This window comes from Tenacibaculum sp. Ill, assembly GCF_051938915.1.
Lineage (GTDB): Bacteria > Bacteroidota > Bacteroidia > Flavobacteriales > Flavobacteriaceae > Polaribacter > Polaribacter larymnensis.
This window is the reverse complement of record NZ_JBPSCW010000002.1, coordinates 2,135,171-2,148,726: the sequence shown is the minus strand read 5'-3', so window position 1 is coordinate 2,148,726 and position 13,556 is coordinate 2,135,171. Positions and strand designations below refer to the sequence as shown.

The 13,556-nt window shown below is 30.7% G+C and carries 14 protein-coding genes; 5 read left to right on the top strand and 9 right to left on the bottom strand.

The annotated features are described in order from the left end of the window. Window positions 1-20: 20 nt before the first annotated feature. Window positions 21-410, bottom strand: coding sequence for an RNA-binding S4 domain-containing protein (locus ACTPNM_RS10030; protein WP_440121631.1), 390 nt, complete (start codon window positions 408-410; stop codon window positions 21-23). Window positions 411-489: 79 nt separating this feature from the next. Here ACTPNM_RS10030 and ACTPNM_RS10025 point away from each other — a divergent pair, with 79 nt between their 5' ends. Next, window positions 490-1,359: an FKBP-type peptidyl-prolyl cis-trans isomerase gene (locus ACTPNM_RS10025; RefSeq protein WP_440121630.1), complete on the top strand. Its 870-nt coding sequence runs from the start codon at window positions 490-492 to the stop codon at window positions 1,357-1,359. A gap of 68 nt (window positions 1,360-1,427) precedes the next feature. On the opposite strand, the gene ACTPNM_RS10020 is transcribed toward ACTPNM_RS10025, so the two are convergent. The 5 genes from ACTPNM_RS10020 to smpB all read right to left on the bottom strand — a co-directional run bounded on the left by ACTPNM_RS10020 (window position 1,428) and on the right by smpB (window position 5,065). Then, a complete protein-coding gene (locus ACTPNM_RS10020; protein WP_440121629.1) occupies window positions 1,428-2,027 on the bottom strand; it encodes a porin family protein in 600 nt (199 codons plus the stop codon). Between the two features lie 110 nt (window positions 2,028-2,137). Further along, complete coding sequence (locus tag ACTPNM_RS10015; protein WP_440121628.1) at window positions 2,138-3,088, bottom strand: transketolase family protein; 951 nt, start codon at window positions 3,086-3,088, stop codon at window positions 2,138-2,140. A 54-nt stretch (window positions 3,089-3,142) separates the two neighbouring features. Further along, window positions 3,143-3,724, bottom strand: a complete 582-nt coding sequence (locus tag ACTPNM_RS10010; protein ID WP_440121626.1) for a Maf-like protein — start codon at window positions 3,722-3,724, stop codon at window positions 3,143-3,145. Beyond that, complete coding sequence (locus ACTPNM_RS10005) at window positions 3,711-4,607, bottom strand: hypothetical protein (RefSeq protein WP_440121625.1); 897 nt, start codon at window positions 4,605-4,607, stop codon at window positions 3,711-3,713. The genes ACTPNM_RS10010 and ACTPNM_RS10005 overlap by 14 nt, the downstream gene beginning before the upstream one ends. Beyond that, window positions 4,607-5,065, bottom strand: a complete 459-nt coding sequence (smpB, locus tag ACTPNM_RS10000; protein ID WP_099214355.1) for an SsrA-binding protein SmpB — start codon at window positions 5,063-5,065, stop codon at window positions 4,607-4,609. The genes ACTPNM_RS10005 and smpB overlap by 1 nt, the downstream gene beginning before the upstream one ends. 121 nt (window positions 5,066-5,186) lie before the next feature. On the opposite strand from smpB, the gene ACTPNM_RS09995 reads away from it, so the two are divergent. Both ACTPNM_RS09995 and ACTPNM_RS09990 read left to right on the top strand, forming a co-directional pair. Next, window positions 5,187-5,822: an OmpW/AlkL family protein gene (locus ACTPNM_RS09995; protein ID WP_440121624.1), complete on the top strand. Its 636-nt coding sequence runs from the start codon at window positions 5,187-5,189 to the stop codon at window positions 5,820-5,822. 132 nt (window positions 5,823-5,954) lie between these two features. Beyond that, the gene (locus ACTPNM_RS09990; protein ID WP_440121623.1) at window positions 5,955-6,683 is read left to right on the top strand and encodes a DUF6503 family protein; all 729 of its coding nucleotides are present in this window, start codon (window positions 5,955-5,957) and stop codon (window positions 6,681-6,683) included. Window positions 6,684-6,773: 90 nt separating this feature from the next. On the opposite strand, the gene ACTPNM_RS09985 is transcribed toward ACTPNM_RS09990, so the two are convergent. Together ACTPNM_RS09985 and clpB are read right to left on the bottom strand one after the other, a co-directional pair. Further along, window positions 6,774-7,202 (bottom strand): Hsp20/alpha crystallin family protein, encoded by a 429-nt coding sequence (locus tag ACTPNM_RS09985; protein WP_274639927.1) that lies wholly within the window; start codon window positions 7,200-7,202, stop codon window positions 6,774-6,776. 140 nt (window positions 7,203-7,342) lie between these two features. Next, complete coding sequence (gene clpB, locus ACTPNM_RS09980; RefSeq protein WP_440121622.1) at window positions 7,343-9,946, bottom strand: ATP-dependent chaperone ClpB; 2,604 nt, start codon at window positions 9,944-9,946, stop codon at window positions 7,343-7,345. An 85-nt stretch (window positions 9,947-10,031) separates the two neighbouring features. Here clpB and ytxJ point away from each other — a divergent pair, with 85 nt between their 5' ends. Together ytxJ and ACTPNM_RS09970 are read left to right on the top strand one after the other, a co-directional pair. Then, window positions 10,032-10,496, top strand: coding sequence for a bacillithiol system redox-active protein YtxJ (gene ytxJ / locus ACTPNM_RS09975; protein ID WP_440121621.1), 465 nt, complete (start codon window positions 10,032-10,034; stop codon window positions 10,494-10,496). A 70-nt stretch (window positions 10,497-10,566) separates the two neighbouring features. Beyond that, window positions 10,567-12,123, top strand: a complete 1,557-nt coding sequence (locus ACTPNM_RS09970; protein WP_440121620.1) for a DEAD/DEAH box helicase — start codon at window positions 10,567-10,569, stop codon at window positions 12,121-12,123. Between the two features lie 68 nt (window positions 12,124-12,191). Here the strand turns inward: ACTPNM_RS09970 and fahA are convergent, their stop codons facing one another. Continuing rightward, window positions 12,192-13,469: a fumarylacetoacetase gene (gene fahA, locus ACTPNM_RS09965; protein WP_274639924.1), complete on the bottom strand. Its 1,278-nt coding sequence runs from the start codon at window positions 13,467-13,469 to the stop codon at window positions 12,192-12,194. Window positions 13,470-13,556: the final 87 nt, after the last annotated feature.

Here is a 13,556-nt window from a genome sequence, read left to right as displayed (position 1 = left end):
AATTTTAACTTAATTTTGGATTACAAATTAACATCATTTTTATTAGAATCGTCATAATAATCGTCAATATCACGACGATCTTTTTTTGTAGGACGTCCTGTTCCTTTTTTACGATAATAGTCCTTTGCGTATTTTAATAACTCAGTTTTTTCAAACTCTTCTTTAGGGGTTAAATCTTTTCTGTATAAATCAACCAATTTAGCCCCAACGCGGTTAGGAGGGATGTCTATAACTTTAATTTTGTAATTTATTTGATTTTTACGGATGGTAATTTCTTCATTACCAAATATTTCTTTTGAAGGTTTAAGGTTAGTACCCTCTATTTTAACATGCCTTTTTTTACAAGCATCTGTGGCAATACTACGGGTTTTAAATAAGCGAATACACCACAAATATTTGTCAATTCTCATATAAAAAGTTAATTTTTATCGTTTCGTTTTTTACAAAGGTATAAAAATGGTAAATTGCGCGTTAAAATTTCAGAATTAAATGATAAAATTTAAACATTTACTTTGTACTGCCATTGTAGGTACTCTTTTATACGCTTGTGGAAGTGATAGTAACTCACCTATTGATAATTTTGACCATGAAGCACAAGCTATAATTGATAATGACTCTTTGGTTGCGTTTTTGAAGAACAACTATTATAATGAGGTTTTAGATTCAGTTAAACCTATTACCAGTAATGAAACATCATTATTTGATGATGATAAGTTGGTGACCAAAGAAATAACTGAAAATGATATTAATTATAAACTTTATTATTATGTAAATAGAGTAGGCACTCCAGATGAGGACAAAGGGTTTCCAACGGTAATGGACTCTGTTTATGCTAAATATAGGGGGCAAAGAATTGTTAGAAAAGACAGTTTAAGTCCAGATTTTGATAAAAACACTGCATGGTTTTCTTTAAACAATGTTATTAGAGGTTGGACTTATAGTTTTATTCATTTTAAAGGAGGAAACAATGTAACAAATGATGGACCTATTAATTATGAGAATGGAGGAAAAGGAATTTTGTTTATACCTTCTGGATTAGCTTATGCAAATAGAGGAACAACTACTATAGCCCCAAATTCTTTACTGATGTTTTATATCGAGTTGTGGGATTTGGTTCCAGATACTGATGACGATCAAGATGGGGTAGCTTCCATCAACGAAGATCCAGATGGAGATGGAAATCCGAGAAATGATGATACAGACGGAGACGGTGTGCCTAATTATTTAGATACTGATGATGATGGTGACGGTGTTTTATCAAAAGATGAGGACAAAAATGGAGACGGAAATCCAGCAAACGATTTTAGTGATCCAAATAAACCTAATGTCCCTGATTATTTAAATAGAGACATTTTTTAGGTATAAAAAGTTATAAAAAAACCGAAGTTTTAACTTCGGTTTTTTTTTGTATTTAACTTTAAAATGTTTTAGAATCTATATGATAAACCAACAATAATTTGATTAACACGAGTGTCAAAATTTACATTTACATTAGAATCAACAAACTCAGCTTCTGTATCTGATAATGCTCTTTCCCAACGTACATCCAATCCTAGTTTACCAAGCTCAACACCAGCACCTAATTGTAGTCCAACAGAAAAACCATCAGAGTCTACTTGTTTAAGGTCTTCAATATCAAAATCAGAATCTAAAATATACTGAAAAGAAGGTCCTGCAAAAACATGCCCTACCTTTAAAAAGTTAAATCCTAATAAAACAGGAACGTCTATTTTTTGAATATCATAAGTTGTTACTGTAGCGGTAGGCTTATATTGAACTTCGTTACTTAATTGCGTATATACCAATTCAGGTCTAATATATAAACCTGTAGTAGGTAATTTTATACGTAACCAAGCACCAGCGTGAAAACCTGTTTTGCTTTTTGCTCCACCAAAGACGTCGTCTTTTACATCAGAAAAAGAATCAGAGTTGTAGTTGATACCACCTTTTATACCTCCTTGTATTTGGCTTTGTGCTAATTGAGAGCCTCCTATTAGAAGGCATAAAATAAAAATTGCTTTTTTCATTGTTATGAATTTACACTGTTAAATTGGGTTAAATATTTACTTTTTTATGTAAAAAATACATCACTTTAAACTTAAAAAGTGATGTATTTATTGTTTGGTTGTTTATATTATTATTTTCTAGAAATAACTTTTTCAACTGCTTTTACTATGGCTTCATCATTTAAACCATATTTTTTCATTAGTTCATCTGGAGTAGCAGATTCTCCAAAACTATCATTTACAGCAACAAACTCTTGTGGAGTAGGTGCATTAGTAGCTAAACAGCGAGCAACACTTTCTCCTAAGCCTCCATATTTATTATGTTCTTCAGCAGTAACTATACATCCTGTTTTGGCAACAGATTTTAAAATAGCTTCTTCATCTAATGGCTTGATTGTATGAATATTTATTACTTCTGCAGAAATACCTTTAGCTTCTAATTGCTCAGCAGCTTGTAAGGCTTCCCAAACTAAATGACCAGTAGCAACAATAGTAACATCGTTACCTTCGGTAAGTTGAATAGCTTTTCCTATTTCAAAAGGTTGTTCGGTCATAAATACTGGTACTTTTGGGCGCCCAAAACGTAAATATACAGGACCTTCATGTTCAGCAATTGCTAAAGTTGCAGCTTTAGTTTGACTATAATCACAAGTGTTTATTACAGTCATTCCTGGCAGCATTTTCATTAATCCGATATCTTCTAAAATTTGGTGCGTTGCTCCGTCTTCACCTAAAGTTAATCCGGCGTGAGAAGCACAAATTTTTACGTTTTTATCAGAATAAGCAACTGATTGACGAATTTGGTCATAAACTCTACCAGTAGAAAAGTTAGCGAATGTACCAGTAAAAGGAATTTTTCCTCCAATTGTTAATCCAGCTGCAATTCCTATCATGTTTGCTTCAGCAATTCCTACTTGATAAAAACGTTCTGGATGATTTTCAGCAAACTCATTCATTTTCAATGAGCCTGTTAAATCTGCACATAAGGCTACAACATTAGGGTTTTTTTGTCCTAATTCAGTTAAACCATCACCAAACCCAGAACGGGTATCTTTTTTTTCAGTATAAGTATATTTTTTCATCAGTTTGTGTTGTGTAAATACGCGTCAAAAATAATCTTTTATATAGATGTAAAGCTACAATTTTGATAATTCTTTGTAAAGTTTATGAATAGGAAATCCCATAACGTTAAAATAGCTTCCTTCAATTTTAGTAATTCCTATTTTACCAATCCATTCTTGAATACCATAAGCTCCAGCTTTATCAAAAGGTTTATAAGTGTTTATATAGTAGTTAATTTCTTCGTCCGATAGCTCCCTGAAATTAACAATAGTGGTATCATTCACCGTTTTTTGAAATGATTTACTAGTAATACATATAGAAGTGATAACTTCATGTTTGTTATTAGATATCTCTTTAAGCATTTGAAATGCTTCTTCATAATTTTTAGGTTTTCCTAAAGCTCTTTTGTTTATCCATACTATAGTGTCAGACGTTATTAATAACTCGTTTTCTTTTAACTCTTTTTTGAAAGGAGTAGCTTTCAAGTCAGCTAAAAAATCAGTTATTTCTGAATGTTTTAGCTCTTTAGGATAGATTTCTTCAACTTCCTTTGTTTTAATAGAAAAAGGAATGTCTAAACTTTTTATTAATTCTTGTCTTCTAGGTGAATTTGAGGCAAGAATAATGGAGTATTTTGATAGTTTAGTTGATAACATATTTTATATAATAACCTATGGTAGGAACACTTAAGAGGGCTAAAAGGAAATTAACGTAACTAATTTTATGCAAAGCATTATAGTCCTTAGCTTCAGAAGCTAGCATTAATCGGTAAATAAAGTATAGCTCAGGAATTGTTCCTAGTAACATAATTGTTGAGAAAATGAACTTGTTTTTAATAAAAGAAATTGCTATTGAAAATACAAATAAGCAACCTATTATAGAGAGCATTAAAGCAATGTTTTTAGCCCTTTTTCGTCCTAATAAAACAGGAAGGGTATTTTGTTTGTTTAAATTATCTTGATTTACGTTAATAATATCAATAATTATTTCAACAACGATATTACTCAAAAAAGAGATGGTTACATAGGCAATAGTTATTAGTTGAAGGTCGTAAAACAATTCCCATTGCTCTATCGATAAATTAAGAGGAAAATCAAACCACCAAAGAGTAAGTAATGCAAAAGGTTTTAGAAAAGACGTAACAATGTTGCTAAAAAAAGTTTTTTGAGTGTTGTTTTTAGAGTAAAGGTATACAATAATAGGGCAGGCTATAAATATAAGTCCATACCAAGCTTTGTTTACTTTTATAGATAAATATAACCCTACAATAATGCCTATTAGCATTAAGTAAATGGATAGATTTTTTACTTTTTGTAAAGGGAGTCTAGTTTTTTTTTGTGTATTTCTAAAGAAAAAACTGGTCAAGTAACCAGAAGCTAGTAAAAAAGCACTAGAGATAGATAACAAACCTAAATCAAGGAAAGAAAGAGTTGTTTTAAAACCATAACCATGTAAAAAAGAAAACTTAAATAAGAATAGGATAAAAATAAAGTATATAATTTTTTTCCATTGTATGATATTTAAAAAAGTATCATTCATTAATTATAAGCCTTTTTAATTCGGGCTAAATCACGCTTATTATCACGATCTTTAATACTTTGTCTTTTATCATGAGTTTTCTTTCCTTTTGCAAGAGCGATATCTAGTTTTGCCCAACCATTTTCATTAATAAATAAACGTAATGGAACAATTGTACTACCTTTAGCTTCAACTTCTTTTTCTAGTTTTTTCAATTCACGTTTATTTAACAATAAACGGCGCTCACTTTTAGGTTTGTGATTATAATGGTTTCCAAAAGCATATTCTTCAATATACATGTTTACCACAAAAAGCTCTCCTTTGTCATTAAATTCACAAAAGCTTTCCGTAATTCGAGCTTTACTTTGTCTTATAGATTTAATTTCAGTACCAGTAAGTTGAATTCCTGCTGTGTATTTATCTATTATCTCGTATTCGAAACGAGCTTTTTTATTCTGTATGTTGATCTTTTTTTGCATAAATAGAACACAAATATAACTATTATTTTAAGTTGTTAAATAAAATTATTAAGCTATGATTTAAGTCATGTTTTATGGGAGGAGCGGAATGTAATTTTGCTTAAAATTTAAACTTATAATCATGAAAAAAATAATATTAAGTATTGTATTAGGAACATTATTTTTTAGTAATGTAAATGCTCAGGAAACTACTAAAACAAATGATTTTAAAAAATGGCAAGCGCGCTTTAGATGGGTAAGTGTTTTACCTAACGAATCAGCAACAATTGGTACTATTGGAGGAGATGTTGAAATAGGTAAAAGTTTTATCCCAGAGCTTGATTTTACGTACCATTTTACTGAAAATATTGCAGCTGAATTAATTTTAGGTACAGCAAACCATGATGTAAAAGCAGTGAATACAGCTTTAGGAAATGTTAATTTAGGAGATGTATGGTTGTTACCTCCAACGCTAACATTACAATATCATTTTAATATAAGTGATTTTAAACCTTATGTAGGAGCGGGTGTAAATTATACTATTTTTTACAATGCTGATCCAGGAGCTGTAGTAGATGTAGATTATGAAAATGGTTTTGGGTATGCACTACAATTAGGTTTTGACTATGATTTAGATGATACTTGGTTTTTAAATGTAGATGCTAAGTATATAGGATTAAGTACAGATGTTTCTGTTAATGCAGGTGTAGCAACAGTACCAGCAGAAGTAGATATTAATCCTTTACTTATTGGTTTTGGCGTGGGCATGAGGTTTTAACCGATAAATTATAATCCCCTTTTTAGAGCTACAATTACGTAGCTCTATTTTTTTGTGTAAAACTTAACAATTAAAATTAATGGATACATGTAAATTTGTTAGCTAATAAACGACGAACACAAACAAAATTATATGCGACATTTATACATTTTTCTATTATTATTAGTGGTTTCGTGTAAACCAAAATTTACCGCCCAAGAAGTAATTGATAAGTCAATAGAGCACTCTAAGTTGAATGAAATAGAGAACGCTACTATATCTTTTAATTTTAGAAAAAACCACTACGAAGCGACTAGAGATAAAGGAACATTTAAACTAGTTAGAGTTATAAAAAATGATTCTGTAACAATAAAGGATATATTGTCAAATGATGGTTTTGAACGATTTGTGAATGATAGTTTAATAGAATTATCTAAAAAAGATGAAAATAGTTATAGTAACTCCGTAAATTCAGTTCATTATTTTTCAGTATTGCCCATTGGGTTAAATGATAAAGCTGTTCAAAAAAAGTTACTTGAAGATGTTACTATTAAAGGAAAACAATATTATAAGGTTAGAGTTACTTTTACTGAAGAGGGTGGAGGAGAAGATTTTGATGATGTATTTATCTATTGGTTTGCTAAAGGTAACTTTCAATTAGATTATTTAGCGTACAAATACCATACAAATGGAGGAGGAGTACGTTTTAGAGATATAAAAGAAGAAAAAATAGTGAAAGGAATTCGTTTTGTTGACTATAATAATTACAAGCCTACAGATAAAGATATTGATTTTTTTACTATTGATAAATTATACGAAGAAGGTAAATTGAAGAAATTATCTGAAATCGTTTTAGAAGATATACAAGTAGATACTTTTTAAAATTTTTAGTAACTAAAAGCTATAGAAAACCGAGTGACTTTTTAAGAACACTCGGTTTTTTAAATTAAAAAAAGATATTACAAAATTAACTTATTCAACTGTAATTAGTTTCGCAGGTTTAGGTTTTGCGGCTTCTAATTTTGGAATATTAATTTTTAGCTCGCCATTTTTATAGGTAGCTTTAATCTTTTCACTATCAACAATACCTTTAGGTAGTGTAAAGCTTCTTTTAAACGACATATAACTATATTCTTTTCGTGTATAGTTGTCGTTCGTGTCTTCTTTATTCTCTTTTCTTTCTGATGAAATAGTTAGAATATCATTTTCAAGGTTTACTTGAAAATCCTCCTTATTCATACCAGGAGCAGCTACATCAACTGTAAACTCATTTTCATTTTCTTTAATGTTTACAGCTGGTAATGTAGTATTTGTATCCGAGAAATTTGAAGTAGACCAGTCTCTAAAAAAATCATTAAAGACATTTGGTAATGCTGGAAAATCAGTGCTCTTTAATAACATAACTTTACATTTTTTAGTTAAACATTAATTTTAATAATTGTAACTCAAAAAAAATACCAATTAAAAAAAGTGACATTTTTTCATTGTTTTAAACGAAAAAATGTCACTTTGTGAATTGATTTATAGATGTTTATATAAGGTTATTTTTCTACTAAATCAGATTGATTTCTAAAGACTAATTTATCATCAAAGGCATCTAGTAAAATAATACTATCTGTAGTTATTCTTCCTGATAATATTTCTTTAGATAATTGATTTAAAACCTCTTTTTGAATTACACGTTTTACAGGACGTGCACCAAATTCTGGTTGATATCCTTTTACGGCTAAGTAAGCAATAGCTTCATCAGTAGCATCAAATGTTATACTTTGTTGTGCAATCATCTTTTTAACACTATTCAATTGTAGTTTTACAATTTCTTTAATGTTATCTTCAGATAAAGGAGTGAACATAATAATATCATCAATTCTATTCAAGAATTCAGGTCTTACAGATTGCTTTAATAAACCTAAAACTTCTGTTTTTGCTAAGTCCATAGTTGTATGGATGTCTCCCTTCATATTATCAAACTTCTCTTGAATAATATGGCTTCCCATATTAGAGGTCATAATAATGATAGTGTTTTTAAAATCAGCAACACGCCCTTTATTGTCAGTCAATCTACCTTCATCTAGTACTTGTAATAAGATGTTAAAGGTGTCTGGGTGCGCTTTTTCAATCTCATCTAACAATACAACCGAATATGGCTTTCTTCTAACAGCTTCAGTTAATTGTCCACCTTCATCATAACCAACATATCCAGGAGGTGCACCAACTAATCTACTTACTGAATGACGTTCTTGATATTCACTCATGTCAATACGAGTCATAGCATTTTCATCATCAAATAAATATTCAGCAAGTGCTTTTGCTAACTCTGTTTTACCAACTCCTGTTGTACCTAGGAATAAAAAAGAGCCGATAGGTTTATTAGGATTCTGTAAACCAGATCTAGAACGGCGTACAGCATCAGAAACGGCTTCGATGGCTTCTTCTTGACCAACTACTCGTTTGTGTAACTCATCTTCTAAAAGTAATAACTTTTCACGTTCAGACTGTAACATTTTAGTTACGGGAACCCCCGTCCATTTAGCTACAACTTCAGCAATGTCATCATAGGTAACTTCTTCTTTAATTAAAGAGTTTTCTTGTTGATTAGCCAAAACTTCTTGTTGTTTATCAAGCTCTTCTTGTGCGTCTTTAATCTTACCATAACGCAATTCAGCTACCTTACCATAATCACCATTACGCTCAGCTTTTTCAGCTTCAAGTTTATAGTTTTCAATATCAGTCTTTAAGTTCTGAATGGTATCTACAACACTTTTTTCTGATTGCCATTTTGCATTAATCTCATTACGTTCTTCTTTTAAATTAGCTAAATCGGCATTTAAAGATTTTAGTTTAGTCTCATCATTTTCACGTTTAATTGCCTCTATTTCGATTTCTAACTGCATTATTTTACGATCTAGCACATCTAACTCCTCTGGTTTAGAATTAATTTCCATACGTAATTTAGAAGCTGCTTCGTCCATTAAATCAATCGCTTTATCTGGTAAAAAACGATTTGTAATATAGCGTTGAGATAATTCTACAGCACCAATAATGGCCTCATCTTTAACACGAACCTTATGATGTGCTTCATATTTATCTTTAATACCACGTAAAATAGAAATAGCACTCTCAGTATCAGGTTCATCTACCATTACTTTCTGAAAACGACGCTCTAAAGCCTTATCCTTTTCAAAATATTTTTGATACTCGTCCAAAGTTGTAGCTCCAATAGCTCTCAATTCTCCACGAGCTAAAGCAGGTTTTAAAATATTAGCAGCATCCATTGCACCTTGACCACCACCTGCACCAACTAAAGTGTGGATTTCGTCAATAAATAACACGATGTCTCCTTCAGACTTTGTAACTTCTTTTACTACAGATTTTAAACGCTCTTCAAATTCACCTTTATACTTAGCTCCAGCAATTAACGCTCCCATATCTAAGGAGAAAATTTGTTTTTCTTTTAGATTTTCAGGAACATCACCTCTAATAATTCTATGTGCTAACCCTTCTGCTATTGCAGTTTTACCTGTACCAGGTTCACCAACCAGAATTGGGTTATTTTTAGTTCTACGCGATAAAATTTGTAGTAATCGTCTAATTTCTTCATCACGACCAATTACAGGATCTAATTTTCCGTCTTGTGCTAACTGGTTTAAGTTTTTAGCATATTTATTTAAAGAGTTGTATGTCTCTTCGGCACTTTGTGATGTTACACGATTTCCTTTACGTAACTCCTCAATAGCTGCTTTTAAACTTTTTTCAGTAACACCTTGGTCTTTTAATACTTGTGCTATTTGACTTTTAGATTTAAAAATAGCTAAGATTAAATGTTCAATAGATACATATTCATCGTTCATTTTTTTAGCGATGATAGATGCTTCATTTAATGTTTTATTAGCTTCACGAGAAAGCATTAAATCAGCACCAGTAACTTTAGAAAAACTTTCTAATTGCTTATCTAATACTTGCTGTATAACATCGACATTTATATTAAGTTTCTTTAAAATGAAAGGAAGTACATTTTCATCGACTAAAAATAAAGCTTTGAAAATGTGTTCATTTTCTATAAGGTTGTTACCATAACTTTGCGCTAATTGTTGCGCTTGCTGTATGGTTTCTTGTGATTTTATTGTATAATTGTTAAAATTCATATCGTTTTATTTTTTTTCTCTGTAAAAGTCAAAATCAGTACCAATTGATTTTTAAAATAAAAAAGAGACATTTTGTCTTTAAAAAATGGGTTTTTGTGACTTTTTGACTGATGTAGTGGTAGCTAAGAATAATTATGTTAATAAAAATAAGAATTTTATGGGAGTATTAAACACTCTTTTTGGAAGAAAAGATAAAAATAAAGAGGGAGAAGAAGCGTTTATCAATTGGATTCCTTTAACCTCCTTAGATCAAATAAAGGAGATAAAAGAACGATCTAAAAATGAACCTGTAGCTATTTTTAAACATTCAACAAGATGTGGCATAAGTAGCATGGTTATTAAACGTTTTGTAAACAGTTTTGATGAGGATTTAAAAGATTTTAAAGTGTATTATCTAGACTTACTTAGTTATAGGGAAATTTCTAATGAAATAGGGTACACTTTTCAGGTTTTACATCAATCACCTCAGTTGTTGGTAGTTAAAAATGAAGAAGTAATTTTACATGCTTCTCATTATGATATTGCTCGTATTGATTTGAAGAAATTTTAAAAAAGATGCCATTTTTAATGGGATTTCCTTAAATACCTCGTATTTTTGCATATTTCAAAATTATAGAGATTTGAGTAACGAAACAGCAACTTCACAACCAAAGAAAGGAAAAAATCTATACGATTATCAAAAAGAAGCATTGCACAAAATTTTCAAAAGTTTTGAGAATGCCCCCGAAAATTACCATTTACTTTATCAACTACCTACAGGAGGAGGAAAAACAGTTATTTTCTCTGAAATTACACGTCAATACTTAAAACATTATCAAAAGAAAGTATTGATAATGACGCACCGAATAGAATTGTGTAAGCAAACAGCAAAAATGCTTAAAGAGTTTGGTGTAGTAAACAAAATTATAGACAGTAAAGCAAGTTTAGATGACCAAGATGAGTTTGATTGCTTTGTAGCTATGGTAGAGACTTTAAACAATCGTTTGAATGACGATATGTTAGATATTTCGGATGTTGGTTTAGTAATTATTGATGAGGCACACTATAACTCATTTACTAAGCTATTCAAGTTTTTTGATAAGTCTTTTATATTAGGTGTAACAGCCACTCCTTTAAGTTCAAATATAAAACTTCCTATGAAGGATAATTATGATGAGCTTATAGACGGAGAAAGTATTGGTGCTTTAATTCAGAATGAATACTTAGCAAAAGCTAACATCTATTCTTATAATGTAGGGTTAACTTCATTAGAAGTAGGGGCTAATGGTGATTATACCGTAAAATCATCTGAAGATTTATATACGAATACAGATATGCTTTCTAAGCTTTTACAAGCTTATGAAGAACGAGCAAAAGGAACAAAAACCTTGATTTTTAACAATGGTATAAATACATCACTGCATGTGTATGATACTTTTAAAAGAGCAGGTTATCCAATTGCACATTTAGATAATACGAATACAAAGAAAGAACGTGATTTTATCCTAAAGTGGTTCCATAAAACTCCTAATGCAATTATTACTTCGGTAAGTATCTTAACAACAGGATTTGATGAACCATCAGTACAATCAATTATTCTGAATAGAGCAACAAAATCGTTAACATTATACTACCAGATGATTGGTCGAGGTTCTCGTATTTTACCAGGAAAATCAGAGTTTAATGTAATTGATTTAGGTAATAACTTCCATCGTTTTGGACCTTGGGGAGCAGATTTAGATTGGCAAAAAATGTTTAGAGCACCAAATTTCTATTTAGATAACTTATTATCTGATGAAGAAATAGAAAGTGACTTTAGATATGAGCTACCTGCAGATGTAAAAGCTGAGTTTGCAAATTCTGAAGATTTATACTTTGATGTTAAAAAAGTATACAGAGATACCATACAAGGAGGAGAGTCTTCAAAACGAGTGTTAGAAAAATCAATAGAACATCATGCAAAAATGTGTGTTGAAAATAGTGAAGATGTTTTTGATGCGTTAATCTTAGCTAAAAAGTTAGGAGGCGATATAGATGATAGAATTTTTAGATACTCTAAATGTATTTCAAAAAGCACACATAATTTTATCGACTGGTTGCAAGATGATTATCGTAAAAAGCTAAATAGTTATTTACGCAGTAATTTTGATGAAGTGTATGAGGAAGTTTATGGATATCCACCACCAGAAGAAGAATAAAAATAAAAGAAAAAAAAATCCAGTTCTTTCGAACTGGATTTTTTTATAATTATACTTAGGTTAAAGTATTATTTGGCTGGTAATACTTTACCAGAACATTCACCAAAACCAATACGTATTTTTTCATTTTTACAGTAACCGCGCATAATAACTGTATCGTTATCATTTATAAATTTACGCTCGCTTCCGTCGTTCATTTTTATTGGATTTTGACCTCTCCAAGTTAACTCTAACATAGATCCAAAGCTATCTTGAGTTGGTCCAGAAATAGTCCCACTTCCCATCATATCACCAGCATTTACAGGACATCCGTTAACAGTATGGTGTGTTAATTGTTGTACCATTGTCCAGTACATGTACTTAAAGTTAGAATTACATACAACTGTTTCTTCTTTACCTTCTGGTTGAATAGCCATTTGTAAGTTAATGTCATAACTGTCTTTTCCTTCTTTCTTTAAATAAGGTAAAGGCTCATAAACTTGCTCTGGGTTATCTACTCTAAAAGGCTCTAAGGCATCTAAAGTAACAATCCAAGGAGAAATAGTTGAAGCAAAACTTTTTCCTAAGAAAGGGCCTAAAGGAACATATTCCCAAGCTTGGATATCACGAGCAGACCAGTCATTAAATAATACTAATCCGAAGATATATTCTTCTGCTTCTTCAATAGGGATTCTTTCTCCTAAATCATTTGCTACTGTAGTAATAAACGCCATTTCTAATTCAAAATCTAATAATTTTGAAGGTCCGAAATTAGGTTTAGTTTCACCTTCACTTGGACGTTGTTGTCCTATAGGACGACGGATAGGAGTTCCTGATGGTACAATTGAAGAACTTCTTCCATGGTAACCAATAGGAATTTGTAACCAGTTTGGTAATAAAGCATTTTCAGGATCTCTAAATAAGCTTCCTACATTGGTAGCATGTTCTTTACTTGCATAAAAATCGGTATAATCTCCTACAGAAACAGGAAGTTGCATTTCAACTTCGTCCATTCTAAAGATTATCTTGTCTTTGTGTTCAGCGTTATCTCGTAGCTTACTATTTTTTACATCAAAAATATCCGCAATTCTATTACGAACTAAACGCCAAGTTTTACGTCCATCAGCAATAAAATCATTTAAGGTATCTTGTAAGAAGATATCGTCTGTTAACGGAATTCCATCAAAATATCCTAATTGGTGTAAGGCACCTAAATCAATTGCATAGTCACCAATTCTTGTACCAATCGTTATAATATCATCTTTTGTAAGAAAAACCCCAAAAGGTATATTTTGAATAGGAAAATCTGAGTCTTCAGCTACAGTTAACCAAGATTTTCTATTCGGGTTATTAGCAGTTATTTCCATTTATCGTTTTGTTATATTTTTCATCAAACCTACATATTTTTTTCAATTTACCCCAAAAAGATGAGTAAAAAAAATACTAAAGTATTT

Bases quoted from the DNA above. Each gene is read 5' to 3' on its own strand.
- ACTPNM_RS10030 (WP_440121631.1), bottom strand. From the start codon at position 410: ATGAGAATTGACAAATATTTGTGGTGTATTCGCTTATTTAAAACCCGT.
- ACTPNM_RS10025 (WP_440121630.1), top strand. From the start codon at position 490: ATGATAAAATTTAAACATTTACTTTGTACTGCCATTGTAGGTACTCTT.
- ACTPNM_RS10020 (WP_440121629.1), bottom strand. From the start codon at position 2,027: ATGAAAAAAGCAATTTTTATTTTATGCCTTCTAATAGGAGGCTCTCAA.
- ACTPNM_RS10015 (WP_440121628.1), bottom strand. From the start codon at position 3,088: ATGAAAAAATATACTTATACTGAAAAAAAAGATACCCGTTCTGGGTTT.
- ACTPNM_RS10010 (WP_440121626.1), bottom strand. From the start codon at position 3,724: ATGTTATCAACTAAACTATCAAAATACTCCATTATTCTTGCCTCAAAT.
- ACTPNM_RS10005 (WP_440121625.1), bottom strand. From the start codon at position 4,607: ATGAATGATACTTTTTTAAATATCATACAATGGAAAAAAATTATATAC.
- smpB (WP_099214355.1), bottom strand. From the start codon at position 5,065: ATGCAAAAAAAGATCAACATACAGAATAAAAAAGCTCGTTTCGAATAC.
- ACTPNM_RS09995 (WP_440121624.1), top strand. From the start codon at position 5,187: ATGAAAAAAATAATATTAAGTATTGTATTAGGAACATTATTTTTTAGT.
- ACTPNM_RS09990 (WP_440121623.1), top strand. From the start codon at position 5,955: ATGCGACATTTATACATTTTTCTATTATTATTAGTGGTTTCGTGTAAA.
- ACTPNM_RS09985 (WP_274639927.1), bottom strand. From the start codon at position 7,202: ATGTTATTAAAGAGCACTGATTTTCCAGCATTACCAAATGTCTTTAAT.
- clpB (WP_440121622.1), bottom strand. From the start codon at position 9,946: ATGAATTTTAACAATTATACAATAAAATCACAAGAAACCATACAGCAA.
- ytxJ (WP_440121621.1), top strand. From the start codon at position 10,032: ATGGGTTTTTGTGACTTTTTGACTGATGTAGTGGTAGCTAAGAATAAT.
- fahA (WP_274639924.1), bottom strand. From the start codon at position 13,469: ATGGAAATAACTGCTAATAACCCGAATAGAAAATCTTGGTTAACTGTA.